Annotated in this window: 20 protein-coding genes, 1 tRNA gene and 1 pseudogene; 11 read left to right on the top strand and 11 right to left on the bottom strand. The window is 74.7% G+C overall.

The window, feature by feature from the left end; all coding sequences use genetic code 11:
* Nucleotides 1-18: 18 nt before the first annotated feature.
* The 8 genes from RI578_RS26010 to RI578_RS26045 form a co-directional block, all read right to left on the bottom strand.
* Nucleotides 19-1,164, bottom strand: coding sequence for a GNAT family N-acetyltransferase (locus RI578_RS26010; protein ID WP_310873337.1), 1,146 nt, complete (start codon nucleotides 1,162-1,164; stop codon nucleotides 19-21).
* Nucleotides 1,161-1,880 (bottom strand): lipopolysaccharide biosynthesis protein, encoded by a 720-nt coding sequence (locus RI578_RS26015; RefSeq protein ID WP_310873338.1) that lies wholly within the window; start codon nucleotides 1,878-1,880, stop codon nucleotides 1,161-1,163. The genes RI578_RS26010 and RI578_RS26015 overlap by 4 nt, the downstream gene beginning before the upstream one ends.
* Nucleotides 1,877-3,037, bottom strand: coding sequence for a glycosyltransferase (locus tag RI578_RS26020; RefSeq protein WP_310875863.1), 1,161 nt, complete (start codon nucleotides 3,035-3,037; stop codon nucleotides 1,877-1,879). Before RI578_RS26020 ends, RI578_RS26015 begins: the two co-directional genes overlap by 4 nt.
* A 29-nt stretch (nucleotides 3,038-3,066) precedes the next feature.
* Nucleotides 3,067-3,756 carry a polysaccharide deacetylase family protein gene (locus RI578_RS26025; RefSeq protein ID WP_310875864.1) on the bottom strand — a complete coding sequence of 230 codons (690 nt, stop codon included), beginning with the start codon at nucleotides 3,754-3,756 and terminating at the stop codon, nucleotides 3,067-3,069.
* Between the two features lie 139 nt (nucleotides 3,757-3,895).
* Complete coding sequence (murJ, locus tag RI578_RS26030) at nucleotides 3,896-5,620, bottom strand: lipid II flippase MurJ (protein ID WP_310873339.1); 1,725 nt, start codon at nucleotides 5,618-5,620, stop codon at nucleotides 3,896-3,898.
* Nucleotides 5,617-7,044 (bottom strand): O-antigen ligase family protein, encoded by a 1,428-nt coding sequence (locus RI578_RS26035; protein ID WP_310873340.1) that lies wholly within the window; start codon nucleotides 7,042-7,044, stop codon nucleotides 5,617-5,619. The genes murJ and RI578_RS26035 overlap by 4 nt, the downstream gene beginning before the upstream one ends.
* A 5-nt stretch (nucleotides 7,045-7,049) precedes the next feature.
* Entirely contained in the window at nucleotides 7,050-8,483 is a 1,434-nt protein-coding gene (locus RI578_RS26040) for a sugar transferase (protein WP_310873341.1), read from the bottom strand.
* On the bottom strand, nucleotides 8,480-9,877 hold the full coding sequence (locus RI578_RS26045; RefSeq protein ID WP_310873342.1) for a glycosyltransferase: 1,398 nt from the start codon (nucleotides 9,875-9,877) through the stop codon (nucleotides 8,480-8,482). The genes RI578_RS26040 and RI578_RS26045 overlap by 4 nt, the downstream gene beginning before the upstream one ends.
* A gap of 390 nt (nucleotides 9,878-10,267) precedes the next feature.
* Here RI578_RS26045 and chpG point away from each other — a divergent pair, with 390 nt between their 5' ends.
* The 6 genes from chpG (at nucleotide 10,268) to RI578_RS26075 (ending at nucleotide 14,226) form a co-directional block, all read left to right on the top strand.
* Nucleotides 10,268-10,507 (top strand): chaplin ChpG, encoded by a 240-nt coding sequence (gene chpG, locus RI578_RS26050; RefSeq protein ID WP_121747058.1) that lies wholly within the window; start codon nucleotides 10,268-10,270, stop codon nucleotides 10,505-10,507.
* A 274-nt stretch (nucleotides 10,508-10,781) separates the two neighbouring features.
* Complete coding sequence (locus RI578_RS26055; protein WP_310873343.1) at nucleotides 10,782-11,555, top strand: hypothetical protein; 774 nt, start codon at nucleotides 10,782-10,784, stop codon at nucleotides 11,553-11,555.
* Between the two features lie 215 nt (nucleotides 11,556-11,770).
* The gene (locus RI578_RS26060; protein WP_210964579.1) at nucleotides 11,771-12,052 is read left to right on the top strand and encodes a hypothetical protein; all 282 of its coding nucleotides are present in this window, start codon (nucleotides 11,771-11,773) and stop codon (nucleotides 12,050-12,052) included.
* Between the two features lie 60 nt (nucleotides 12,053-12,112).
* Nucleotides 12,113-12,628 carry a hypothetical protein gene (locus RI578_RS26065; RefSeq protein ID WP_310873344.1) on the top strand — a complete coding sequence of 172 codons (516 nt, stop codon included), beginning with the start codon at nucleotides 12,113-12,115 and terminating at the stop codon, nucleotides 12,626-12,628.
* 196 nt (nucleotides 12,629-12,824) lie between these two features.
* The gene (locus tag RI578_RS26070; RefSeq protein WP_310873345.1) at nucleotides 12,825-13,376 is read left to right on the top strand and encodes a tyrosinase family oxidase copper chaperone; all 552 of its coding nucleotides are present in this window, start codon (nucleotides 12,825-12,827) and stop codon (nucleotides 13,374-13,376) included.
* Nucleotides 13,360-14,226, top strand: a complete 867-nt coding sequence (locus RI578_RS26075) for a tyrosinase family protein (RefSeq protein ID WP_310873346.1) — start codon at nucleotides 13,360-13,362, stop codon at nucleotides 14,224-14,226. Before RI578_RS26070 ends, RI578_RS26075 begins: the two co-directional genes overlap by 17 nt.
* Nucleotides 14,227-14,306: 80 nt before the next feature.
* Here the strand turns inward: RI578_RS26075 and RI578_RS26080 are convergent, their stop codons facing one another.
* The gene (locus RI578_RS26080; RefSeq protein WP_310873347.1) at nucleotides 14,307-14,627 is read right to left on the bottom strand and encodes a chaplin; all 321 of its coding nucleotides are present in this window, start codon (nucleotides 14,625-14,627) and stop codon (nucleotides 14,307-14,309) included.
* 192 nt (nucleotides 14,628-14,819) lie between these two features.
* Here RI578_RS26080 and RI578_RS26085 point away from each other — a divergent pair, with 192 nt between their 5' ends.
* Nucleotides 14,820-15,461: a DUF2087 domain-containing protein gene (locus RI578_RS26085; RefSeq protein WP_310873348.1), complete on the top strand. Its 642-nt coding sequence runs from the start codon at nucleotides 14,820-14,822 to the stop codon at nucleotides 15,459-15,461.
* Nucleotides 15,462-15,565: 104 nt separating this feature from the next.
* Here the strand turns inward: RI578_RS26085 and RI578_RS26090 are convergent.
* Both RI578_RS26090 and RI578_RS26095 read right to left on the bottom strand, forming a co-directional pair.
* Nucleotides 15,566-16,522, bottom strand: a pseudogene (locus RI578_RS26090) (D-2-hydroxyacid dehydrogenase family protein); the annotation flags it as partial.
* A gap of 30 nt (nucleotides 16,523-16,552) precedes the next feature.
* Nucleotides 16,553-16,628 (bottom strand) — tRNA-Arg (locus RI578_RS26095).
* A gap of 321 nt (nucleotides 16,629-16,949) precedes the next feature.
* Here RI578_RS26095 and RI578_RS26100 point away from each other — a divergent pair.
* From RI578_RS26100 to RI578_RS26115, 4 genes are all read left to right on the top strand, one after another.
* Nucleotides 16,950-18,557: a dynamin family protein gene (locus RI578_RS26100; RefSeq protein ID WP_310873349.1), complete on the top strand. Its 1,608-nt coding sequence runs from the start codon at nucleotides 16,950-16,952 to the stop codon at nucleotides 18,555-18,557.
* A 3-nt stretch (nucleotides 18,558-18,560) separates the two neighbouring features.
* The gene (locus RI578_RS26105) at nucleotides 18,561-20,687 is read left to right on the top strand and encodes a YfjP family GTPase (protein WP_310873350.1); all 2,127 of its coding nucleotides are present in this window, start codon (nucleotides 18,561-18,563) and stop codon (nucleotides 20,685-20,687) included.
* Between the two features lie 250 nt (nucleotides 20,688-20,937).
* Complete coding sequence (locus RI578_RS26110) at nucleotides 20,938-21,411, top strand: single-stranded DNA-binding protein (protein ID WP_121747368.1); 474 nt, start codon at nucleotides 20,938-20,940, stop codon at nucleotides 21,409-21,411.
* Nucleotides 21,412-21,675: 264 nt separating this feature from the next.
* Nucleotides 21,676-23,082 (top strand): Cys-Gln thioester bond-forming surface protein, encoded by a 1,407-nt coding sequence (locus tag RI578_RS26115; RefSeq protein WP_310873351.1) that lies wholly within the window; start codon nucleotides 21,676-21,678, stop codon nucleotides 23,080-23,082.
* Nucleotides 23,083-23,228: the final 146 nt, after the last annotated feature.

Genomic DNA, 23,228 nt, shown 5'->3' on the forward strand with positions numbered 1-23,228 from the left:
AGGCGGCGGCGGGGGCGGTCAGGTCCTGCCGCCACCGTCGCGCTCCTTCCGCTCCTTGCGCACCTGCCGCTGGTGCAGCAGTTCCTTGCCCCGCCGGCGTGCGGCGACGTCGCACAGGGCCGCCGACAGCAGCGGGGCCGTGTGCCGGCGGGCCAGCAGCAGCCGCTGGTTCGGCACCGGTTCCGGGCGCCAGTGGTGTTTGTACGGCTCGTCGCCCCGCAGCAGGCTCAGCGTGCCGCGCCCCGGGGCGCGGGCGTGCTCGGCGCACGCGTCCAGCAGCATCACCGCCACGTCCGCCTTCCGCTCCCGCAGCCGCGGATGGGCGCCGTACAGATAGCCGCCCGCCAGCCGCCGCGACAGCAAGGTGACGTCCACGGCCACCACCTCGTCGTCCATCCGGAACTCGGTGACCACCGCGTCCCCGGAGCGCACCATCGGGCCCACCGCCCGCACCAGGTGGTCGCGGAACCGCGTCCGCAGATGCTCGCCGGTCACCTTCCGCCCCTGCCACTGCAGCCGGTGCAGCTCCAGCAGCCGCCGCAGCGCGGCGTCCACCTCGTCCGCAAGGACGGTCCGGCTCTTGACGCCGAGCGCGTCCAGCCTGCGCAGCTGGGCGCGCACCCGCTGGCGGCCCTTGGCCGATGGCAGCCGGGCGGCCAGTTCGTCCATGGGGAGGGCGGGCAGCTCCAGGCAGAGCGAGTCGGCCACCCGGCGCCGGGGCCCGCGCCAGCGGTCGTAGACCCGTTCGGCGGCGGCGCCCGGCCGTACCTCGCGCAGGTCGATCAGCGCGGTGCGGGCCACCGCGGAAAGCCCCTCGGTGAGCGCGGCCACCGCGTCCTCCCCGCGCTCGTCGTCCAGCAGGACGTCCCCGTAGTCGGAGATCGCCCCGCCCAGCGGCACCAGCGACGGCACCGGACGCCGTACGAGCGTCAGCGGCGCGGCGGCGACCAGTTCGCGGCCGTCGCGGGCCAGCAGCACCCGCAGCCGGCCGCGCCCGCCGTACGACCGCCACCACGAGTGCAGCCAGGCATGGCTCTGGAACGGGGTCGCGGCGGCGCACCGGCCGTACAGCCGCCCCCAGTCCGCGGACAGCTCCGCGAAGGCGCGCTCATCGGTGACCAGTTCGGTCGTGTACGCCCTCGTACTCGTCGCCGGGTACGTCACAGCTGTCCGCGGACGTCCGCCGCCGAGGCGGGCCCGGGCACGGCCGCCGACGTGCGGCCGGGCTCCCGCGCGGCCAGGCGCGGACGGACCAGCAGCGCCAGACCGCCGAGCAGACCGCCCGCGCTCGCGCCCACCAGCCCCGTCACGGCGGCCGAGGCCGAGGACGCCTCGGTGGGCTCGGTGGCGCGCGCGAACCGCCGCAGCTCCACGTGGGTGTCGTCGGCGGCGGCGTCCGCGTGCTTCGTGAGCGCGCCGGCGACCGCGTTGGCCATGTCGGCGGCCTCGTCCGGGTGCGCGGAGGTGGCCGTCACCGAGACCATCGGCGCGTCCGGCGAGGTCGCCGTGCGGACACTCTCCTCCAGCGTCGCCACCGGTACGCCCGCCAGCATCTGGGCGTCCCCGAGCACCGCGAGCTGGGTGGCGACCCGGCCGTAGGCCTGTGCGAAGCCCAGCGCGGACGCCGGGTCGGACTTGTCGGTGGGGACGGCGACCACGTAACTGGTGGCCGTGTACCGCGGGGTGGCGACCAGGCCGTAGCCGGCGCCGAGCAGTCCGCCGGCGAGGACGCCGGCCGCGAGCGGGGACCAGGGCGGCAGGGACCGGAAGCGGCGCAGGACGCCGTGCAGGGCGGTGCGTGCGCGGCGGGGGCGGGCGGGCTGCTCGGCCTCGGTCCGCTCCGCGGGCTCGGCCGGGGACTGGGTGAGGGGCTCGGTCATGCGGAACTGACTCCCTGGGGTGCCGGGGACAACGGGTGCGTGAGGGTGGTCGCGTACACGTCCATCAGCTGGGCGGCGCTGCGGGTGACGCAGTAGTGGCGGGCGGCCTCGGGGGCGGTGCGCGGGCCGGGGCCCGGGCCGGCGGACGCGCGGACCTCGGCGAGGGCGCGGGCGAACTCCTCCTCGCCGCCGGTGACACGCCGGGCGGTGAGCGCGGCGGCCGGGGGCAGGTCCTCGATCGCCGGGCAGGAGGCGTAGAGCACCGGCAGTCCGGACGCGAGGCCCTCCACCACCGCCAGGCCGAAGGCCTCCTCCGGCGACGGCGAGGCGAGCACGTCCATCGCGGAGGCCAGGGACGGCAGGTCGGGGCCGGGGGAGCCGTCGGTCACGTAGGGGCGTTCGCCGGTGAGCAGGACGCGGTCGGCGACCCCGGCCTCGCGGGCGGTGCGGCGCAGGACGTGCTCCTCGGGTCCGCCGCCGACCAGCAGCAGCCAGCAGTCCTCCGGGAGCCGGGCCAGGGCGCGGACCAGGACGTCGAACCGCTTGGCCGTGGTCAGCCGGCCCACGCCGCCGACGACGTACGCGTCCTGGGGCAGGCCGAGACGGCGGCGGGTGCGCAGTCGCGCGACGGGGTCGAAGCGGAAACGGGCCAGGTCGACGCCGTTGGGGACGACCTCGATGCGGGGCGCGGGCACGCCCCAGCGCCGCAGCCGGTCGGCGACGGTGGGGGAGACGGCGACCGTGGCGCTGCCCAGCCGCTCCCCGGCCAGGTAGAGGGCGCGGATGCCGGGGGTGAGCGGGCGGCCCTCCATCTGGGAGTCGCCGAGGGAGTGTTCGGTGGCGACGACGGCGCGGACGCCGGCCAGGCGGGCGGCGATGCGGCCGTAGAGGCAGGCGCGGTAGAGGTGGGTGTGGACGAGGTCGTAGCCGCCGGTGCGGATGAGGCGGGTCAGGCGGGGCAGCGCGGCCAGGTCGCGGTTGCCGGTCATGCCGAGGTGGACGACGTTCACGCCGTCGGCCAGCAGTCCGTCGGCGACCGCGCCCGGATTGGTGAGCGTCACGACGTCGCAGTCGACGGGGAGGTGGCGCAGGAGCAGCCGCAGTTGCTGTTCGGCGCCGCCGACGCCGAGGCCGGTGATGATGTGCAGGGCCTTCATGTCCTTCATGTCCATCGTGCCCCTCCCTGTCAGACTCCGGCCGCGGCGCGGCGGCGCAGGCGGTGCAGCCGGGTCTTCAGCAGCAGGCGTACGGCCGTGTCCCGCTGCCCGATGTGAACGCGGGGCAGCGCGTGCGGGCCGGTCAGCGGGCCGGGGTCGATGGCGCAGGCGTAGGTGTGACCGGCGGCGCGTACGGCGTCGGCGGCGCGGGCGTCGACGGCGCCGTACGGGTAGCAGAAGCCGGTGACCGGAGCACCGATCAAATCCGAGAGCAGTGCTCTGCTTTCGGCGGTCTCGGCCTTCAGCGTGGCGTCGTCCGCCTTGGTCAGGTCCACGTGGGTGAGGCCGTGCGAGCCGATCTCGACGCCCTCGGCGGCGGCGTGCCGGATGCCGTCGGCCGTGAGCAGCGGCTTGCGCGGGCCGAGCGGGTCCCACGCGTTGTCGCCGCCGAGCCGGCCCGGCAGCACGAAGAGGGTGGCCCCGCAGTCCCAGCGGCGCAGGCACGGCAGCGCGTGCTCGACGAAGTCGGCGTACCCGTCGTCGAACGTCAGCCCCACCAGGTCGCGGCCACCGCCCCGGGCCCGGGCGGCCAGCAGCTCGGCGACCGGCACCCCGCGCAGCCCGCGCCGCCGCAGCCAGCCGAGCTGCGCGTCCAGCCGGTCGGGCGTGACCGTGATGCGGTACGGGTCGTCCGAGCAGTCGCCGACGGAGTGGTACATCGCCACCCAGGGGACGGTGCCGGCGCGCGTGCGGGCGTCGGTGCGGGTGCGGGTGCGGCTGCGGGTGTCGGGACGGCTGCGGGTGTCGGGACGGGGGCGGGTGTCGGGACTCGTGCGAACGCCGGGACGGGTGCGGGCGTCAACGGGGCCTGCGGAAGGGGAAACGGTCGCGGAAGCGGACGAGGACGCGGGAACGGAAGCCGAAGCGGCCATGCGGGAGCCTTCGTGTGACGGAGCGGACGAAATCGAGGGCCGGCACGACGCCTTGGACGCGCAGGACCCGGCCGAGCAGGACGAAGACGCCGACGACGGTCACCACGCCGGCGGCGAGGGAGACGGCCGGCACGGTGAACAGGTCCGCGACCGGCGCGCCCACGACGGTCGCCCCGGCCGCCGCCAGCACCGGCCTGACCAGGTCGCCCAGGACGCGCCGGACGCGGACCGGGACGCTGCGCGGGCCCATCCCGGCGAGCAGCAGGGCGGCGGTGACGGTGATGCCGGCGGCGTTGGCGGCGGCGATGCCGGTCACTCCCCAGGGGGCGACCGCCCAGGCGCCGATGCCCGCCGTGGCGGCGATGCCCGCGGTCATCGCGGCGAGCGGGTACCAGCTGGCGCGGCCCGCCGAGAAGTAGGAGCGGGCCAGCGCGCCCACCACGGTCTGGCCGAGCAGTCCGAGGGCGTACACGCGCATGACGTCCGCGGTCGCCGCCGTGTCGGCCGCCGTGAAGGCGCCGCGCTGGAAGAGCAGTCCGATCATCTGCGGCGCGCAGGCGACGACCGTGGCCGCGCCCAGCAGCACCAGACAGGCCGCCAGCGCCACGTCCCGCTCGACCCGGTCGCGGGCCCGTTCGGTGTCGCCGTCGGCCATCGCCCGGGCCACCACCGGGAAGGTGACCGTGCACAGCATCAGCGACAGCGTCATCGGGATCTGGGCCACCTTCTGCGCGTAGTTCAGGTGCGAGATGGCGCCGGAGGGGAGCCCGGAGGCGAGGAAACGTTCGATGAGGACCTGCGACTGACGGCACAGGGCGAAGAGCAGCACGGTGCCGAACAGGGCGAGGGCCAGCGGACGCGCCTGGTCCCCGGTGCCCGCCGGCCGCTCGACGCCGTCGTCGTCCCGGCGCCGCAACTGCCGCAGCAGCGACGGCAGCTGCGCCGCCACCATCAGGAAGCCGCCCGCCGCGACCCCGACCGCCGCCGAGCGCACCCCCCAGCGCCCGCCGAGCACGAACATCGCGGAGATGATGCCGGTGTTGTAGGCGACGTAGATCGCCGCCGGTGCCAGGAACCGGCGGTGCGCGCGCAGGGCGGCGCTGCAGTACCCGGCGAGTCCGAAGCTGACGACGCAGGTGGCGGTGAGCCGGGTGCAGTCCACGGCGAGGGCGTGGTCGGGCAGTCCCGGCGCCAGGGCCCGGACCAGCTGGGGTGCGCAGACGACGACCAGCGCGCCGACCGCGACGAAGGCCGGTGCCAGCCGGGGCAGGGTCGAGGCGACCAGCGCGCGGACCGGGTCGCCGGGAGCGCCCTGCGCGCGGCGGGCCAGGGCCAGGCTGAACATCGGGACCAGCGCGAAGGCCAGCCCGTCCTCGATCAGCAGCGTCGCCGCGAACTCCGGCACGGTCCACGCCACCAGGAAGGCGTCCGTCTCGCGGCCGGCCCCGAACAGCCGGGCGAGCGCCTGGTCCCGGGCCAGCCCGAGCACCGACCCGGCCACCGACAGCACGGCCGTGAGCAGCGCGGCCCGGGCGAGGAAGCCCCCGGAGGACCGGCCCTCGGCCGCCGCCCGGGTGTCCGCGTCCGGCGCGGCGGACCGGGCCGGCGGGACGGACGGAGACCGTGCGGCCCGGAAGGGTGTCACCTTCATCGCGCCGACACCTCCTCCGCACCGGGCCCGGACTCGGTCCCGGCTCCAGAGCTGGCCCCGGCCCCAGACCTGGCCTCGGCTTCAGACCTGGCCCCGTCCCTGCCCCCGTCCCTGCCCCCGTCCCTGCCCCCGTCCCCGAGCGCCCACCAGCCCGCCAGCCCGAAGCACACCGCCGTCAGTACGGTCGAGGGCCCGCCGATGTCGGCGTACGCGAAGTCGGTCAACTGCCACACCAGCAGCCCGCAGGCGACCAGCGCGCAGTCCGCCCCGGACGCCGCACCGGAGCGCCGTACCGCGCGGAGCCTGCGCAGCCCCAGGACGAGCAGCGCCAGCCAGCTCCCCGCCAGCGCGAGCAGCCCGATCAGTCCCTGCTCGGCCAGGATCAGCAGGTACATGTTGTGCGGGGACAGCAGCGGCTGCTTGCGGTACCCCGCGCCCGCGCCGTCGGTCTCGCTGCCCGAGGACAGGGCCAGCGAGGCGTGCCCGTCCCGGTGTTCGGGGAAGCCCTTCAGGCCCACGCCGGTCAGCGGCCGCTCGCGCCACATGCCGGCCGCCGCCGCCCACATCGTGTAGCGGTCGGTCACCGACTGGTCGGGCGAGTCGGTGACCTGCGTGATGCTGCCCACCCGCTCCTGGAGCATCGCCGTACCCGCCCCGAAACCGCCGACCAGCACCACGCCCGCCGCGACCACGGCCGCCCCCACCGTCAGCGCCCTGCGCGCCCCGGCGAGCAGCAGTTGGGCCGCGCACGTCACGGCCGTGGCGATCCACGCGCCACGGCTGAACGACAGGGCGAGCGGCAGCAGCAGGGCGATCGCGCAGCCGGCCGCGAGAGCACGCTGCCGGGCAGGGGCATGTCCCAGCGCCAGCCCGACCGCGCAGACCAGCCCGAGGGAGACGACGGTCGCCATCCCCATCACGTCCTGCGGCCCGAAGGTGCCCACGGCCCGGATCTGCTCGCCCTGGTAGGAGGCACCGGTCCCGGTGACGTACTGGTGCACCCCGACCGCCCCCTGCCACACCGCCAGCCCCGTCATCGACCAGGTGAGCAGCCGTACGTCGTCCCGGCCGCGGATCAGCAGCAGTACGGCGGCGGGGACGAGGACGAAGACCTGGAGGTAGCGGCCGAGCCCGGCGAGCCCGGCCCCCGGCGACACCGCGCCCATGGCGGCGACGGCCAGCGGGAGCACGGGCAGGCCCAGCACCACGGCCGCCGTACGGGTCAGGGGGCGCCGCCGGTCCCGCACCAGGCGCAGGGCGCAGTACAGCACCACCAGCGCGGAGGCCGCGTCGGCCGGATGCGCACCGCCCGCACCGTCCCCCGCGGCCGGCAGGGCGAGCAGCGCGACGACCGCGACCACGGCCAGCACGGGCGGCAGGCGCCGTACACGCGCGGTGGACCACAGGGGCAGGGTCTGGGCCACCTCGCTCAGCTCCCGCTGGGGCGTACGAGCGCGACGGCCGTGCGCAGCAGGATGCAGACGTCCTGCCACAGCGACCAGTCGTCGATGTAGGCGTTGTCGAAGCGGGCCCGGTCCTCGATGGAGGTGTCGCCGCGCAGCCCGTTGATCTGGGCCAGGCCCGTGATGCCGGCCGGCACCCGGTGGCGGGCGGCGTAACCGGGGTAGGTCTGGCTGAACTGCGCCACGAAGTACGGCCGTTCGGGACGCGGCCCGACCAGGCTCATGTCGCCCCGGAAGACGTTCCACAGCTGGAGCAGCTCGTCGAGCGACGTACGGCGCAGGAAGCGGCAGAACCAGGGCATCCGGCGCTCGTCCGCCACGCTCCACCGGGTCGCCGACTCGTGCTCGTCGGCCGGACGGTGGGTGCGGAACTTCAGCAGCGTGAACGGCCTGCCGTCCTTGCCGACGCGCTCCTGCCGGAACAGCACGCCCGGCCCGCCGATGACCCGCAGCAGCGTCGCGCAGGTCAGCAGCAACGGGCTCAGCAGCAGCAACAGCGCCCCGGACACCGTCACGTCCAGCACCCGCTTGCCGGCGCCACCCGGCCGCCGTTCCCCCGCCTCCGGACGCCGGCAGGAGAACCCGGCGAGCCGGTCCCGGCCGCCCGCGTACGCGGGGGCGTCCGCGTCGACCTCCCACACCACGCAGCCGGACTCGGCCAGCGCCCGCAGCAGCGGCGCCTGCCGCGTCCGTACGGAAGGGTGCACGGCCAGTACCTCCCGTACGCCGTTCTGCACGACCGCCCGCTGCACCTCCTCGCCCGTGGTCAGCACGGGCAGGCCCGTGCCGCCGCCCGGCTCGTCGGCGACGATCCCGACCGGGCGCACCCCGCAGCGCGGGTGGCGCAGCACCGCCGAGGCCACGCGCTGCGCGGTCGCGGCGGGGCCGACGACCAGGGCGGCGCGCGGGCGGTTCAGCAGCGCGGTGCGGCGCCACCGGTGCACCACGCCCCGGCCGGCGCAGCCCGTCGCGGCGTGCAGCAGGAAGCCGAGGAGCAGTGTGCGGGCGGACAGGGCGTGCGGCGGGGCGTACGCCGCGACGAGCGCCGCCAGCGCCAGCCAGACCACCGTGATCCGGCCGCACAGGGCGGGCAGGTCGTCCAGGACACCCGGCAGTCGCCGGGGCGCGCGCGGGCGCAGCAGCAGCGAGGCGGCGACCAGCAGGGCCGCGAGCAGCGGTTGGTGAGGGGTGCCGGTGAGCATCAGTGAGCCCGGCACCGCCGCCGCCGTGCCGTCCGCGACGAGCAGCGGCAGGGGGGACTCCGGCCGCGGTGCGGGAAGCCGGTCGGGGAACCGGAAACCCGCGGCGCCGGCACGCTGCGGCAGCACCGAGACGGGTGCGGAGGAGCCGAGGTCGCGCGGCTGGCCGGCGGGGGTGGGGACGGTGCTTTCCGCGGTCACGGGTGCGTGGACTCCCTGTACTCGATGGGCACGACGGCCGACCGCCCCACGAGCGCGGGCCTGTCGCCGGGGGCCGTGTGTGCCCCGGGCGTCCGCCCGTCGCCGAGGAGGTCGTCGTACACCGCCGTGATCGCCCCGGCGGTGTGCCGTACGTCGTGCGTGGACAGGACGTGCGCGCGTCCCCGGCGGCCGAGCGACGCGCGCAGCGGAGCGTCGAGCAGCAGCCCGCTGACCGCGTCGGCCAGTGCCGCCGGGTCCATGGGCGGCACCAGGCAGTGCGGCACGAGAGCGGGCGGCAGGCCCTCGCGGGCACCGTCCACGTCGGTCACCACAACGGCCCGCCCACAGGCCATCGCCTCCAGCGGCGCCAGCGCCATGCCCTCCCACCGGGACGGCAGGACGACCAGGTCGGCGGCCCGGTACCAGGGCCGGACATCGGCGACGGCGCCCGCGAACAGCACGGACGCGGGGGTGCGTTCACCGGGGCGGGCCTGGTCCGTCGCGTTGGGCTGGGCCGGGTGCGTCGCGTGGCCGCCGGGGCGGGCCCGGGACGGGCCGTCCTCGAGAAATCCGTACGCCGAGGCGTGATCGGCGAGCCGCGCGTGGTCCGGGCCTTCGCCGACCAGCACCAGCCGGGCGTCCGGGACCCGCGCGAGGACCGACTTCCACGCGGTCAGCAGGACGTCCTGCCCCTTCTGCCGGCACAGCCGCCCCACACAGACCACCAGCGGGCCGTGCCCGCCGGCGCCGGGCGGGAGCCGTACGCCGTCGACGGCCTCCACGCCACCGACCCCCACGTCACCCGCGTCACTCATGTCACCCACGTCGCTCAAACGCTCCACAGCATCCGAGCCGAAGCGGTCGAGGTCGATGCCGTTCGGGATCACCGCCCACCGCCCGCGGATCCGGCTCCGCACCCCCCGCAGCCGCTCCGCCTCGCTCACGCACACCGTCCGCGCCGCCCACCGCGCACCCCACCGCTCCCAGCCGAGCGCGAGCGCCGCCGCGGCCCCGCCGACCGCCTCGAACGACCAGGCGTGCGGCTGGAAAACGGTCGGGACCCGACCGCGTACGGCGAGCCGGGCCGCGAGACCGGCCTTCGCGCTGTGCGCGTGCACCAGGTCGGGCCGCACGTCCTCGATCACACGGGCGAGCCGCCGTACCTCCGACACCAGCGCCGGACCCGGCGACCGTGTCGCCGGCCAGTGCCGCACGTCGGCGCCCAGCGCGCGGAGCCCGGCCGCGAGGCCCCCCTCGGGACAGGCGACCGCGACACGCAGCCCGGCGGCGAGCTGAGCCCGCGTCAGGTCCGACACGACACGGGCGACCCCGCCGTCCACCGGCTGGGTGACATGCAGAACCCGTGGCCGGGAGTCGGTCGGTGGCAGGTGCATACGCGTTTCCTCGCTCACGGAAAATGCTCGGGACGGGCGTGAACGCGTCTCACCGCAGGGCGTCGGCCGCGACGCGGCGTACGCCGGCGCACGCCGCGTCCTGCTGGGAAACGAGCCGGCAGGCCGGCTGGTCACCGCCACGTTCGGAGCTCTCGGAGAGTGCCCTCGGCCGATGTCCCGCAGTGGTGCAACCGGGATGCGTCGGATGGTGTGCGACTCTAGCCGCTATCCGTACTAATACGGTGAAACCGGGTAAGTGTGTTGGATTCGTGAACGCCGCTCTCCGGCGAGATCACTCCTTTGGCGGCACAACTCACGTGCGCGCCACGCGTTGACACTGCGCCGGGCACCCGCCCGGATGTTTGTGTCAACCCCAAGGAGCACTTCTCCATGTCGCGTATCGCGAAGGGCCTGGCCCTGACCTCCGTCGCCGCCGCCGCGGTGGCGGGCACCGCCGGTGTCGCCGCTGCCGACGCCGGCGCGCAGGCCGCCGCCGCTCACTCCCCGGGTGTCCTGTCCGGCAACGTGCTGCAGGTTCCGGTCCACATCCCGGTCAACGTCTGCGGCAACACCGTCGACATCATCGGCCTGCTGAACCCGGCGTTCGGCAACGAGTGCGAGAACGACTGATCGTCGGCTCGAAACCCTTGCGCCGGCCGTCCGTACCGCGGTTCATCCGCGAGCGGGCGGCCGGTTCGCGTTGCCGCACGGACGGCGGTGTGCTGCCCCGAATGGGGGGTGCGGGCGCCGACACGGCCGGAAGACCTTGACAGGGCGTCTCACCAGGCAGGACGCCGGAACGGGGAGAGGCGGCCGAGTGCGTACGGTCGCCGCTCGGTTGCAGAGCGCCACGGGCGCTTCCACGGTGGGCACAAGATCCGACGCACCACCGAAAGGAACCCCCATGCGTCTGCCCGCTCGGCGAATCGCCACCACCGCTCTCACCGCCGGCCTTCTGATCGGTCTCTCCGGACCGGTGGTGATGGCGGCGGATGGCGAATCGGTCCGGGAACGCACCCACGCGGCGTCCCACGCACCCCTCCCCGACGTGGCCGAACTGCAGAGCCAGGTCGGCAGCCTGGCCGGTCTGGGCGGAGTGCTCACGCCGGTCACCGACCTGCTCAACGCCGTCCTCAAGGCCGACAACGGCCAGCTCTCCGCCACGGACGCGGACAAGCTCGCCGCCGCCGTCAAGGACGCCCTCGCCAAGGCCGACGCGGCGGACGCCGACACCGACGACGCGGCGACCACCCCGGGCACGACCACGCCCGGCACCACCACCCCCGGCACGAGCACCCCGGCCCAGCCGCCGGTCGTGACCGCGCCGGACGCCGAGACGCCGGTCACGCTGCCGGCACCCGTCGTGGCACAGGGCAGCGACGAGACCGCGGCGGCGGCCGACCTGGCCGCCCTGTCGTACGCCGCCCTGCAGAAGCAGATCGACGCCCTGGTCGAGGCCACCACCTCCGGCACCGCCGAACAGGTGAGCCCGGCCGTCGAGGACGTGGTGACCGGCGTCGTCAACGTCGTCGCCGCCACCCTGGTCGGCAGCGGTCTGCCCGCCGCCGACCTGGCCGGTCTGCCCGCACTGCCGGCCGCGCCGGAAGCCACCACGCCGGAGGTCGCCGCGCCGGAAGCCGCGGTACCGGCGAGCCCGCTGCCGGCCAACCCCTCCTGACGCCCACGGCGTCCGCGTTCCGGGCCGTCGCGCCATCCCGCACGGGGTGGCGCGACGGCCCTTCGCCATATTCCATTCCCTTTCCTTTCCTTCCATTCGGGCCTCCGGAGATCTCATATGTCTTCCGGACGCGGGGTTTCCGTGCCCGGTGCAGGTCGTTAGGCACGGCGTCAGCATTTCGTTTGGTGACACGAGTTGCCGAAGAAAGGAACACGATGAAGTCCCTCAAGGCCGCCGCTGTCGTCGCCGGGTCCCTGGTCGCCGCCGGCTCCGCCGCGCCCGCGTTCGCCTACGACGCCGCCGACATCACGCCCACCAGCCTCAACGGCGCCGTGAACGCGCTCACCGCGGAGCCCATCGACGTGATGCCGCTCAAGCACCAGTCGGACGCGCTCGACACCGAGAACAAGGACTCCGTGCTGCACACCGTGAAGGGCGCGACCACCGACCTGAACTCCGAGGGCGGCCTGCTCGGTGGCCTCCCGCTGGGCGGCTGAACCACCCCGCCCCGCCTTTTCACCGTTCTTCTCGCATTCTCGAAAGGGACCGTGCCTGAAATGAAGTCGACCACCAGACGAACCCTGGCCGCTGTCGTCACCGGTGTGGCGGCCGCCGTGGGCGTAGCCGCGACCCCCGCCGCCGCGGCCGGCGCGATCCCCGTGCCGGTGCCGCTGGACGGCGCGGAGACGGCCCTCGGCATGGAGCTGCCCGAGGTGGCCGGCGAGCTGCCCGTGCCGACGGCCGGCGCGCCGGAGGGCCCGCGGTACGTCGAGGGCCGGCTGCTGCCCGAGCGGACGCTTCCGCAGTTGCCGGTGCACGGCGGGCTGCCCGGCGTCGACCTGCGCCAGCCGCTGCCGCGCGTCCTCGGTGACGACTTCGACCACGCCGCCGTCGACGCCCCCGCCGCCGGGTTGCGGACGCTGGCGCCGGGCCTGTCCCTGGACGCCCCGCTCACCGCGCCGAACCCCGACGCCCTCGGCCTGCCGACGGCCAAGCTCCCGCAGGCCGGGCTGCTGGCCCCGGCCGTCCAGACGGTTCCCGTGGCCGACCTGGGCGTCGGGCCGGGGCTCTAGGGGGTGTCGTTTGGATCTTGCCGGGGTCGCGGGGCACCATTGCCCGGAGTCGGCCTGATCCGAACGACACCCCCTGGCCCGCCGCGCCTCGCGGCACAGGTGCGGCCCGTGCTCCGACTGGCCCTGGGAGCGGTGACCGCGGAGCCCGCCGACCGGTTAGCGGTGCGGACCACCGGAACCGGACGAGGAGCGAGCCATGGTCGTCAACGCGGGCGGAGCAGCGAGCGACGCGGAGCAGCAGCGGGATCACCAGCGTGATCACCAGGGGGAGGGCCCGGCGAGAGTCGGGCCGGCGTTCGGCACCCGGCGGCAGCTGATGAGAGGGCTGCTCGCCCCGGCCCTCGCCGTGACGCTCGCCCCCCTGGTCGCCGCCTCCCGGCCCTCCCAGGCCACCACCGGGCACGGCACTGGGCCCGCGCGTCCCGAGCCGCACGACGTCGAGCCGGCCGAGAGCACCTCGTTCGACGAGACCTACCGGGGCCGCCGCATCCGCGGCATCCGGTCCGCCGCGGGCCGGGCCGTCGGTGCCGGCACCTGGCACGTCACCGTGGACGGCCGCCCGCTGCACCTGATGCGCCGGGCCGACGGCAGCTGGCTGAGCATGATCGACCACTACCGGTCGTACCCCACCCCCCTCGCCGCCGCCCGCGGCGCCGTCGACGAACTCGGCCCCGGCGAGCACCTGCGCGACACGCCGGCCGCCGCCGGCCAGGACCACTCCGGGGGGAGCCATGGCGTACACGCGTAAGGACGTCAGCACCCTGACCCGCGCCGAGAAGCGACGGTTCGTCAAGGCGCTGCTGGAGATCAAACGGCGCGGCGAGTACGACGAGTTCGTGCGCACCCACATCGAGTACTACGTCTCCGACGGCGAGGACGGACTGCGTACGGCGCACATGGCGCCGTCCTTCCTGCCCTGGCACCGCAGGTTCCTGCTGGACCTGGAGGAGGCGCTGCGCCGGGTCGACTCGTCGGTCACCGTGCCGTACTGGGACTGGACGAAGAACCGCACCACCACCTCCGCGCCCTGGACCGCCGACCTCCTCGGCGGCACCGGGCGGCGCTCCGACCACCGGGTCACCACCGGGCCGTTCGCCCACGCGGAGGGCAACTGGACCCTCAAGGAGAACGTCACCGACACCGAGTACCTCACCCGGGACCTCGGCCGGGCCGAGGACCCCATCGCGCTGCCCACCAAGAGCGACCTGGAATGGGCGCTCGACGACCCGGCGTACGACACCGCGCCCTGGGACTCCACGGTCCGCAAGGGTTTCCGGAACAAGCTGGAGGGCTGGGGGACCGGCCGGGGCAGCGTCTCCTGGCGCAACCACAACCGTGTGCACCGCTGGGTCGGCGGGGCCATGGTCGGCGGCGCGTCCGTCAACGACCCGGTGTTCTGGCTGCACCACGCCTTCGTCGACCTCCAGTGGTCCCGCTGGCAGGCCCGGCACCGCGGCGCCCGCTACCAGCCCGCCGAGCCGCCGGGCCGGGGCAGCGCACAGCGCGGTCGGATCGTCGCACGGCACGAGAGGCTGCCGCCGTGGGACGTGACTCCGGACGAGCTGGAGGACCACAGCCGGATCTACCGGTACGGCTAGCGACCGGCCCCGAGCGGTCGGCGCGGACATGGGGAGAGCCCCGGCCGGGACGGCCGGGGCTCTCCTGGTGCCTACGGGACTCAGCCGCCGTAGCCGCCGTTCTTGCCGTCCTCGTTCTTGCCGTCCTCGCCGTGCTTGTCGCTCTCGTCCTTCTTGTCGTCGTCGCCGTTTTCGCAGGCGTTGCCGAAGGCCGGGTTGAGCAGGCCGATGACGTTGATGGTGTTGCCGCAGACGTTGACCGGCACGTGCACCGGGACCTGGACGACGTTGCCGGACAGGACACCGGGCGAGCCGACGGCCGCGCCCTCGGCGCCCGCGTCCGCCATGGCCAGGCCGGTGCCGCTGAGCACCACAGCGCCGGCGCCGAGTACGACGCCGGCGGCCTTCGCGATGCGAGACATCACGTTCTCCTTCTGACTCGGGGAGCACGGCAGCAGGACGCGCCACCGCACTGCCGGTCCAACGCAGCAGGTCGCGAAGGGGTCACGGGAGGAATGTGAGGATCACCCTTTTTGAACAGAAGGGTGGAGCAGGGCCGTCCGGGGGCGGAAAATGGCTCCGATCCGCACCGGGGTGTCCACTAGCCTCCGGGCATGGCTAACGACCCATCCGACCGGTCCATGGAAACGCCGGAGCCGTCCGCGCCGTCCGACCCGTCGACGCAGTCCGCGCTGTCCGCACTGCCCGGCCTGTTCGCCGAGGAGGGCCGGGTGCGGGCCTTCGCGGCCGTCGCCCTGGGGGCGGGCAGCCCCGCGCAGGTGGCGGAGACGGCCGGCCTGTCCTCCAAGGACACGGCCGCCGCGTTGCGCCGGCTGCGGGAGCAGGGCGTGGTGACGTACGGGGGCGGCGGTGAACTCGTCGTCGCCCACGACCGCTTCAGGGACCTGGCCCGCGCGGGGCGGCCGACGGCGGCTAGCGGGAATCCAGGGGCGGGTGACGACGACCGCGCGGCCGGCATGATCGTGCGGACCTTCGTCAAGGACGGGCGGCTGGTCCGCCTCCCCGCGCGCTGGACACGCAAGAAGGTGGTGCTGCGGCACATCGCCGAGCACACCTTCGAGCCCGGCGTGGAGTGCCCGGAGCGCACCGTCGACGCGATGCTCCGGCCGTGGTGCGAGGACGGCGACGTCGACCATGTGACGCTCCGGCGCCATCTGGTGGACCTCGACCACCTGCGCCGGAGCGGCGGAACCTACTGGCGTCCGGCGGAGTCCGCCCGGGAGGGGATCGCCTGAGCGTCCGACGCCGGGGGCAGAGTCGGGGCGGCGGTCGGAGCCGGAGCCGGAGCGGGAGCGGGGGGCGGAGCGGGAGCCGGGGTCGGAGCCGGCTCCGGGGGCACGGGCAGGCGGCGCACGGGGGAGCCCGCGAGGTAGGCCCGGATCGCCTCGACCGCCTGCCCGTAGTACGTGGCGTAGTTGGCGCGTGAGACGTAGCCCAGGTGCGGCGTCGCGAGCAGGCGCGGGGCGGTGCGCATCGGGTGGCCGGAGGGCAGCGGCTCGGTGTCGAAGACGTCCACGCCCGCACCCGCGATCCGGCCCTCGTGCAGCGCGGCGAGCAGGGCGTCCTGGTCGACGATGGCCGCGCGCGACGTGTTGACCAGGTAGGCCGTCGGCTTGAGCAGGGCCAGTTCGGCGGGGCCGAGCAGGCCGCGGGTGCGGTCGCCGAGGGCCAGGTGGACGGAGACGAAGTCGGCCGTCGCGAGCAGCTCCTCCTTGGAGGGGGCGAGTTCGACGCCGACCTCGTCGGCGCGCTCGGCGGTGAGGTTCTGGCTCCACGCGCCCACCCGCATGCCGAAGGCGAGGCCGACCCGCGCCACCCGGCCGCCGATCCTGCCGAGGCCCAGCAGTCCGAGGCGGCGCCCGTGCAGGTCGGCGCCCACCGTCTGCTGCCAGGGGCCGCCCTCGCGCAGCGCGTTGCCCTCCTGGACGATGCCGCGGGCCAGGCCCAGCAGCAGGGCCCAGGTCAGTTCGACGGGCGGGGTCGAGGAGGACGCCGTACCGCACACGGTGACGCCGTGGGCGTCTGCGGCGGCGTAGTCGATCACGCTGTTGCGCATGCCCGAGGCGACGATCAGTTTCAGCCGGGGCAGCCGGGCGATCAGTGACTCGGGGAAGGACACCCGCTCCCGCAGCGTGACCACGATGTCCACGTCGGCGAGCGCCTCGGCGAGGGCGTCCTCTTCGCCGAAATGAGTGTCGAAGGTCACGACGTCCACGTCGTCCGCGACCGGGGACCAGTCGGCGATCTCGGTCGCCACCTGCTGGAAGTCGTCGAGCACCGCGCAGCGCAGTCGCACGTCGTCCGGTCCCTCCCGCCAAACGGGCAGTGGCGCCCCCGGCAGGACTCGAACCTGCGGCCAAGCGCTTAGAAGGCGCCTGCTCTATCCACTGAGCTACGGGGGCCTGGTGTGGTGGCCTCGGTCGTGGTGCCCGGGTGTGGGCTGATCCGTGACGGTGCCGGGGACAAGGATAGGGCTCCCGGCTCCATGTCCCTGATGCTTCGCCTCCGTGGCTCGATGTGGAGGTTCGGTGAAGCGGTCCTGATAATCGCAGGCAGGTACGAATCGTGCATCGCTTTTGGCGTCTCGCGCATCGGGTGTTGTGCACTCGTTATGCCTGGACTGCCCTCACGTCCCAGTAGTCCCTTCCGTCCGGAGTGTCTGGTCGGCGCGCAGACATACTCATATGCTTCAGAATTCCCCTAAAATTGGGCATTCTTCACATGTGGTGACCTTGGACGTACGGCCTCAGTTGCTCGACGCACTCTCCGCCCTGCGCGACCGTGTCGCGGCCGCACGCTTCCCGCTGCCCCTGGCGGGGGCCCCACGCGCGCGTGCCAACCGCGACGAACTGCTCGCACAGCTCGACGACTACTTGGTGCCCCGGTTGAAGGAGCCCGAAGCGCCCCTGCTGGCCGTGGTGGGCGGATCCACCGGCGCCGGGAAGTCCACGCTGGTGAACTCCCTCGTGGGGCGGCGGGTCAGCGAGGCGGGTGTGCTGCGGCCCACGACCCGGACGCCGGTGCTGGTGTGCCATCCGGAGGATCACCACTGGTTCAGCGGCATGCGGGTGCTGCCCGACCTCACGCGCGTGTGGGTGCCCCACCGGGAACCGGACGACGACCTGCTCCTGCCGGGCGAGAACCCCGCGCGCGTACTGCGCGTCGAGACCGCCGACACCCTGCCGCCCGGCATCGCCCTCCTGGACGCGCCCGACATCGACTCCCTCGTCGCCGACAACCGCGTACTGGCGGCCGAACTGATCTGCGCCGCCGACATCTGGGTGATGGTCACCACGGCCGCCCGGTACGCCGACGCCGTGCCCTGGCATCTGCTGCGTACCGCCAAGGAGTACGACGCCACCCTGGTCACCGTGCTCGACCGGGTGCCCCACCAGGTGGTGTCCGAGGTGTCGCGGCAGTACGGGGCGCTGCTCACCAAGGCCGGGCTCGGCGAGGTGCCGCGCTTCACCGTGCCCGAGCTGCCCGAGTCCGCCTGGGGCGGTGGGCTGCTGCCGGCCAGCGCGGTGGCGCCGCTGCGGGCCTGGCTCGTCCACCGGGCACAGGATCTCGAGGCCCGGCACCACGCCATGGCCCGCACGGCGCACGGCATCCTGGACTCCCTCAAGTCCCGGATGCCCGAACTGGCCGGCGCCGCCGCCGCCCAGTACGCCGCCGCACTGCGGCTCACCGCCGCCGTCGACGGCGCGTACGACGGCGAGCACGCGCGCGTGCGGGGGCGGTTGCAGGCGGGCGCCGTGCTCGCCGGGGACGCGCTGAAGCGGTGGCGGGCCTTCCCCCTCGACTGCTCCCCCGAGGAACTCCTCGACTCGCTGGTGGAGAGCCTGAGCGCCCTGCTGCTGTGCGCCGTCACCGCCGCCGACGAACGCGTCGACGAGGCCTGGCAGCGCGAACCGGCGGCCGCCGCTCCGGAACTCGCGGACCGCGACCCGGCGCCGGAGAGCGCCGAGCACCGCATCGGGATGGCCGTACGGCGGTGGCGGCGGGAGCTGGAGGAGTACGCCGAGGAGGAAGTGCGCGAGCTGGACCGGAGCATGGCGCCGGACCCGGGGGTGGTCGCCGCCCTGGTCGCCACCGTGCTGCTGGGCGGGCGGCGGGCGCGCATCGCCGGGGAGCGGCTCGCCGAGCGGATCGGCGCCCACGGCGCGCTGCGGCTGCGCGACCGGGGCGGGCGGCTGCTCGACGAGCACGTGGACCGGGTCGTGCACGTCGAGCGCGAACGCCGACTGGCGCCGCTCGACGGGCTGGAGGTGCATCCCGAGCCGCAGGCCGAACTCATCGCCGCGCTGTCCGTACTGCAGAAGGAGAGGTGACCGGTGACCGCCGTCACTGACCAGGACCCCACCGAGCACACCGACCACACGACGGAGGAAGCAGGCCAGAAGGGCCAGGCAGACCGGACGGACAGGACGGACAGGACGGACAGGACGGGCCGGTCGGGCCGGAGGGGCTCCGGGGACGGCCGGGGTCCGGAGCGGGGAACCGACAAGGACGAGAGCGAACGCGGACACGGCTCCCACGCGCGCGTGCGGGACGGCGGGGCGTCCCGCCGTACGGACCGGGATCGGAACCGAGACCGGGAACGGGACCGGGAACGGGACCGGGACCGCGGGGACGGGCGCGCGGAGCGTACGGAAGGCGGCGAGCGTACGGAGGCCGCGGCCGGCGGTCCGTCCGGGTCCGGGTCCGGATCCGCAACCGGGTCGGGGTCCGGGTCCGGGGGCGGAAGCGGAGAGGAAGGCGCCTGGGGCGACGGGCTGATCGCGCGGCGGGTGGACGAGAACAGCGGCGCGGAGCAGTTCACCCTCGTGCCGAGCAGGCCCGCCAATTCCTCGGCCGCCCTGATGCCGCTGGCGTACGACGGGCAGCTCAGGTCGCGGCTGGACGCGCTGCGCGAGCTGGTGGGGCTCTCCCGCACTCGGCTCGACAGCGGGACGCTGGCCGAGGCGGGCCGGGTCCTCGACGAGGCCGCCGCGCGGCGCAGGCTCTCCGGGCAGCACACCGTGGTGGCCATCGCGGGCGCAACCGGCAGCGGCAAGTCGCAGCTGTTCAACACGCTCGCCGGTGTCACGATCTCCGAGACGGGCGTCCGCCGGCCGACCACCGCGGCACCCATCGCGTGCAGTTGGAGCGACGGCGCGGCCAGCCTCCTGGACCGGCTCGGCATCCCCGGCCGGCTGCGGCGCCGCCCGCTCCAGCACCCGGACGCCGACTCGCCGCTGCGCGGGCTGGTCCTGATCGACCTGCCCGACCACGACTCGGCGGCCGTGCAGCACCGCGAGCAGGTGGACCGCATCCTGGCGCTCGTCGACGCCGTCATCTGGGTCGTGGACCCGGAGAAGTACGCCGACGCCGTGCTCCACGAGCGCTATCTGCGGCCGATGGCGGGCCACGCGGAGGTCACCCTCGTCGTCCTCAACCAGGTCGACCGGCTGCCCGGGGAGGCGGCCGAACAGGTCCTCGACGACCTGCGGCGGCTGCTCGACGAGGACGGCATCGCGCTGGGGGAGTACGGCGAACCCGGCGCCACCGTGCTCGCCCTGTCCGCCCTCACCGGGGACGGCATCGGCGAACTGCGCGAAGTGCTCGGCCAGTTCGTCGCCGAGCGGCAGGCCCCGGCGCGCCGCATCGCGGCCGACGTGGACGCCGCCGCCTGGCGCCTGCGTCCCGTGTACGTCACCGGGCGGCGGACCGGGCTCAGCGAGGAGGCGCGGGAGGAGTTCGCGGACCGGCTCGCGGACGCGGTGGGCGCCACCGCGGCGGGCGAGGCGGCCGAACGCTCCTGGCTGCGCAACGCCAACCGCGCGTGCGGCACGCCCTGGCTGCGGCTGTGGCGCTGGTACCACGACCGGCGCGAACCCCCCACGGGTCGGCTCCCGCTGCGCGCCCAGGCCGACGAGGAGGCCACGGCCCGTCAGCGCGTCGAACAGGCGGTGCGTACGGTCTCGGAACGGGCGTCGGCCGGGCTGCCGACGCCGTGGGCGCAGGCGGTGCGCGAGGCGGCCGTCCGCGGCGCCCAGGGGCTGCCCGAGGCCCTCGACGAGCTGGCGGTGCGCACGGGGCTGCCGCCGGGGCGTCCGCCGCGGCCGGGCTGGTGGCCGGTGGCCGTGCTGGCCCAGGCGGCCATGACCCTGCTGCAGGTGGTCGGCGGCCTGTGGCTGCTGGGCCAGATCATCGGCTTCGTGCCGCCCAACCTGGGGGTGCCGGTGCTGCTGATGCTGGCCGGGATCATCGGCGGCCCCCTCATCGAGTGGAGCTGCCGCATCGCGGCCCGCGGACCGGCACGGCGCTACGGCCACGAGGCGGAACGCCTGTTGCGGGAGGCGGCCGCGGGGTGCGGCCGGGCCAGGGTGCTGGATCCGCTGGCGGCGGAGCTGCTGCGGTACCGGGAGGTACGGGAGCAGTACGGGCGGGTCACGGGGGCGGGCGCCGCGGCGAGGTAGGCGAGGCGGACGAGGCAGGGCCGGTTGCCATCGCCGGCCTGGACCCCCACTCGCTGGGGTGACGGAGTTCTCCACAGGCGCCGGGGCGGTCCACAGCCCGCAGCGGGCCCGGTCCGGACGGAGGCAGTCTGACCTCGCGGCGATCGCGACGGACGCGGTCGTCACGGCAGCGGCGGCGTACGGGAACGCGACGCCGCCCGCGCCGGACACAGCCGTACGGGACGCGCCCGTACGGGAGGGAGGACTCGCGATGAACGAGACGATGATCTGCGCCGTGGGCAACGTGGCCACGCAGCCAGTGTTCCGGAACCTGGCGAACGGACCGTCGGCGCGGTTCCGGCTGGCGGTCACCGCGCGCTACTGGGACCGCGAGAAGAGCGCGTGGACCGACGGCCACACCAACTTCTTCACGGTGTGGGCCAACCGGCAGCTCGCCGCCAACGCTTCGGCGTCCCTGGCGGTGGGCGAACCCGTCATCGTGCAGGGCCGCTTGAAGGTGCGCACGGACGTCCGCGAGGGACAGAACTGGACCTCTGCGGACATCGACGCGGTGGCGATCGGTCACGACCTGGCGCGCGGCACGGCGGCGTTCCGTCGCACCGGGAGGGCGGAGACGGCGGCCTCCCCACCGCAGCCGGAGCCCAACTGGGAGACGCCGGCGGGGGAGTCGGACGACGCGGACACCACCGGACAGCGGCCGGAGCCCGCCGCCGCGGTGGCCTGACACCGACGGGCCCGCCGGAACTGACCGAAGTACGGCTTATCGGCGAATCCGCCCCGCGCGGCCCCGGGTGGATTTGTCGATAGGCCCTGCTCACCTGCCCTGTCGGCGATAACGATTCCGATTCGGATCACCGCGTGGACGAACATCACCGGCAAGCACGGAGTGTCAGGTACTTAGGATGCCGAACGAGCCCTGTGGGGCTGGTGATTCTGCTGGTAGGACCGTGCCCCCCACGTCAACGTGTCCTGCTCGAAGGGGAGTTTGGTGTTTTCTTCGCTCACCGCGCTGTCTCTGCCCGGCCGAGGTGCGGCGCGCCGCGCCACCGCGGCACTGGTGTCCGCGTTCGCCGTCGCGGGCGTGGTGACCGGTGCCGGCCCGGCGGCCGCCGCCCAGGACGCGGCGGCGCAGGGGCAGGGCGGGGCGACGGCCACCATAGGCGGCCTCAAGACGCACGGCACCGCGGTCATCCACGGCGAGGGCGGCGACCAGGAGGTGCCGGCCGGCCTGTTCGAGATGTCCGTCGAGGGCGGCGGCATGCTGCAGACGTACTGCGTCGACATCCAGAACCCGACGCAGAAGGACGCCAAGTACCACGAGACCCCGTGGAGCGGCACGTCACTGGGCACCAACAAGGACGCCGGCCGCATCCGCTGGATCCTGCGGAACTCCTACCCCCAGGTCAACGACCTCGCCGCGCTCGCGAAGAAGGCGGGCGTCCGCGGCGGGCTTACCGAGCAGGACGCGGCGGCCGGCACGCAGGTCGCCATCTGGCGCTACTCGGACGACACCGACGTCGACGCCGTCGACCCCCAGGCCGAGCGGCTCGCCGACTACCTGGAGAAGAACGCCCGCGACCTCGCGGAGCCCGCGGCGTCGCTCACCCTGGACCCGCCCGCGGTCTCGGGCCGCCCCGGTGAGCGGCTCGGCCCGGTCACGGTGCGTACCAACGCCGGCGGGGCGACGGTGACACCGCCGGTGGACGCCACCGCGGGCGGGGTGCGGATCGTCGACAAGAAGGGTGAGCCGGTCACCTCCGTCACCGACGGCACCCAGATCTTCTTCGACGTGCCCGAGGACGCGGCGGCGGGCACCGCCGAGCTGGCGGTCCAGGCCTCGACCACCGTGCCGGTCGGCCGCGCCTTCGCCTCCGAGAGCCGCAGCCAGACCCAGATCCTGGCCGGCTCCAGCGAGTCCACGGTCGCGGCGACGGCCACCGCCACCTGGGCCGACCAGGGCGCGATACCCGCCCTGTCCGCGACGAAGAACTGCGCCGAGGGCGCCCTGGACATCACCGCGCTCAACAAGGGCGACGAACCCTTCACCTTCGAGCTCCTGGACACCGATTACACGGTCGCGCCCGGCGAGACCCGCACGCTGACGGTCCCGCTGCCGGAGGACCGCGCCTACGACTTCACGGTCCGCGGCCCGGCCGGCTTCGAGCAGCGCTTCACGGGCGTACTCGACTGCCGCACCCGAAGCGCCGCACTGGCCGACACCACCCGCCCCCTCGGCGAACCGGCCCCCACCAAGGTCGTCACCCCCACCCCCAACCCCAACCTCGCCGACACCGGCAGCTCCGGAGTGACACCCCTGATCGGCGGCGCGGCCATCGGCCTGGTCATGATCGGCGGCGCGGTCCTGCTGTTCCTCCGCCGAAAGAACGAACGGTGACCACCCGCCCCCGCGCCTCGACCCCGGCATCGAGCCGGGCCGGCAACGGGTCCTCCTGATCGACGGGCGTCGAGGTCTCGCGAAAGCCCAGGTCAGAGGGGTCGAGCGGAACGCGTTTCCTCGCAGGGGTGGCGGTGCGGCAAGAT

It is taken from the genome of Streptomyces sp. BB1-1-1 (genome assembly GCF_031597775.1).
Lineage (GTDB): Bacteria > Actinomycetota > Actinomycetes > Streptomycetales > Streptomycetaceae > Streptomyces > Streptomyces thinghirensis.

What these genes read in the sequence shown, in the direction of transcription:
- RI578_RS26015 (WP_310873338.1), bottom strand. Translation starts at nt 1,880, where the DNA reads ATGACCGAGCCCCTCACCCAGTCCCCGGCCGAGCCCGCGGAGCGGACC.
- RI578_RS26020 (WP_310875863.1), bottom strand. Translation starts at nt 3,037, where the DNA reads ATGAAGGCCCTGCACATCATCACCGGCCTCGGCGTCGGCGGCGCCGAA.
- RI578_RS26025 (WP_310875864.1), bottom strand. Translation starts at nt 3,756, where the DNA reads ATGTACCACTCCGTCGGCGACTGCTCGGACGACCCGTACCGCATCACG.
- murJ (WP_310873339.1), bottom strand. Translation starts at nt 5,620, where the DNA reads ATGAAGGTGACACCCTTCCGGGCCGCACGGTCTCCGTCCGTCCCGCCG.
- RI578_RS26045 (WP_310873342.1), bottom strand. Translation starts at nt 9,877, where the DNA reads ATGCACCTGCCACCGACCGACTCCCGGCCACGGGTTCTGCATGTCACC.
- chpG (WP_121747058.1), top strand. Translation starts at nt 10,268, where the DNA reads ATGTCGCGTATCGCGAAGGGCCTGGCCCTGACCTCCGTCGCCGCCGCC.
- RI578_RS26055 (WP_310873343.1), top strand. Translation starts at nt 10,782, where the DNA reads ATGCGTCTGCCCGCTCGGCGAATCGCCACCACCGCTCTCACCGCCGGC.
- RI578_RS26060 (WP_210964579.1), top strand. Translation starts at nt 11,771, where the DNA reads ATGAAGTCCCTCAAGGCCGCCGCTGTCGTCGCCGGGTCCCTGGTCGCC.
- RI578_RS26065 (WP_310873344.1), top strand. Translation starts at nt 12,113, where the DNA reads ATGAAGTCGACCACCAGACGAACCCTGGCCGCTGTCGTCACCGGTGTG.
- RI578_RS26070 (WP_310873345.1), top strand. Translation starts at nt 12,825, where the DNA reads ATGGTCGTCAACGCGGGCGGAGCAGCGAGCGACGCGGAGCAGCAGCGG.
- RI578_RS26075 (WP_310873346.1), top strand. Translation starts at nt 13,360, where the DNA reads ATGGCGTACACGCGTAAGGACGTCAGCACCCTGACCCGCGCCGAGAAG.
- RI578_RS26080 (WP_310873347.1), bottom strand. Translation starts at nt 14,627, where the DNA reads ATGTCTCGCATCGCGAAGGCCGCCGGCGTCGTACTCGGCGCCGGCGCT.
- RI578_RS26085 (WP_310873348.1), top strand. Translation starts at nt 14,820, where the DNA reads ATGGCTAACGACCCATCCGACCGGTCCATGGAAACGCCGGAGCCGTCC.
- RI578_RS26110 (WP_121747368.1), top strand. Translation starts at nt 20,938, where the DNA reads ATGAACGAGACGATGATCTGCGCCGTGGGCAACGTGGCCACGCAGCCA.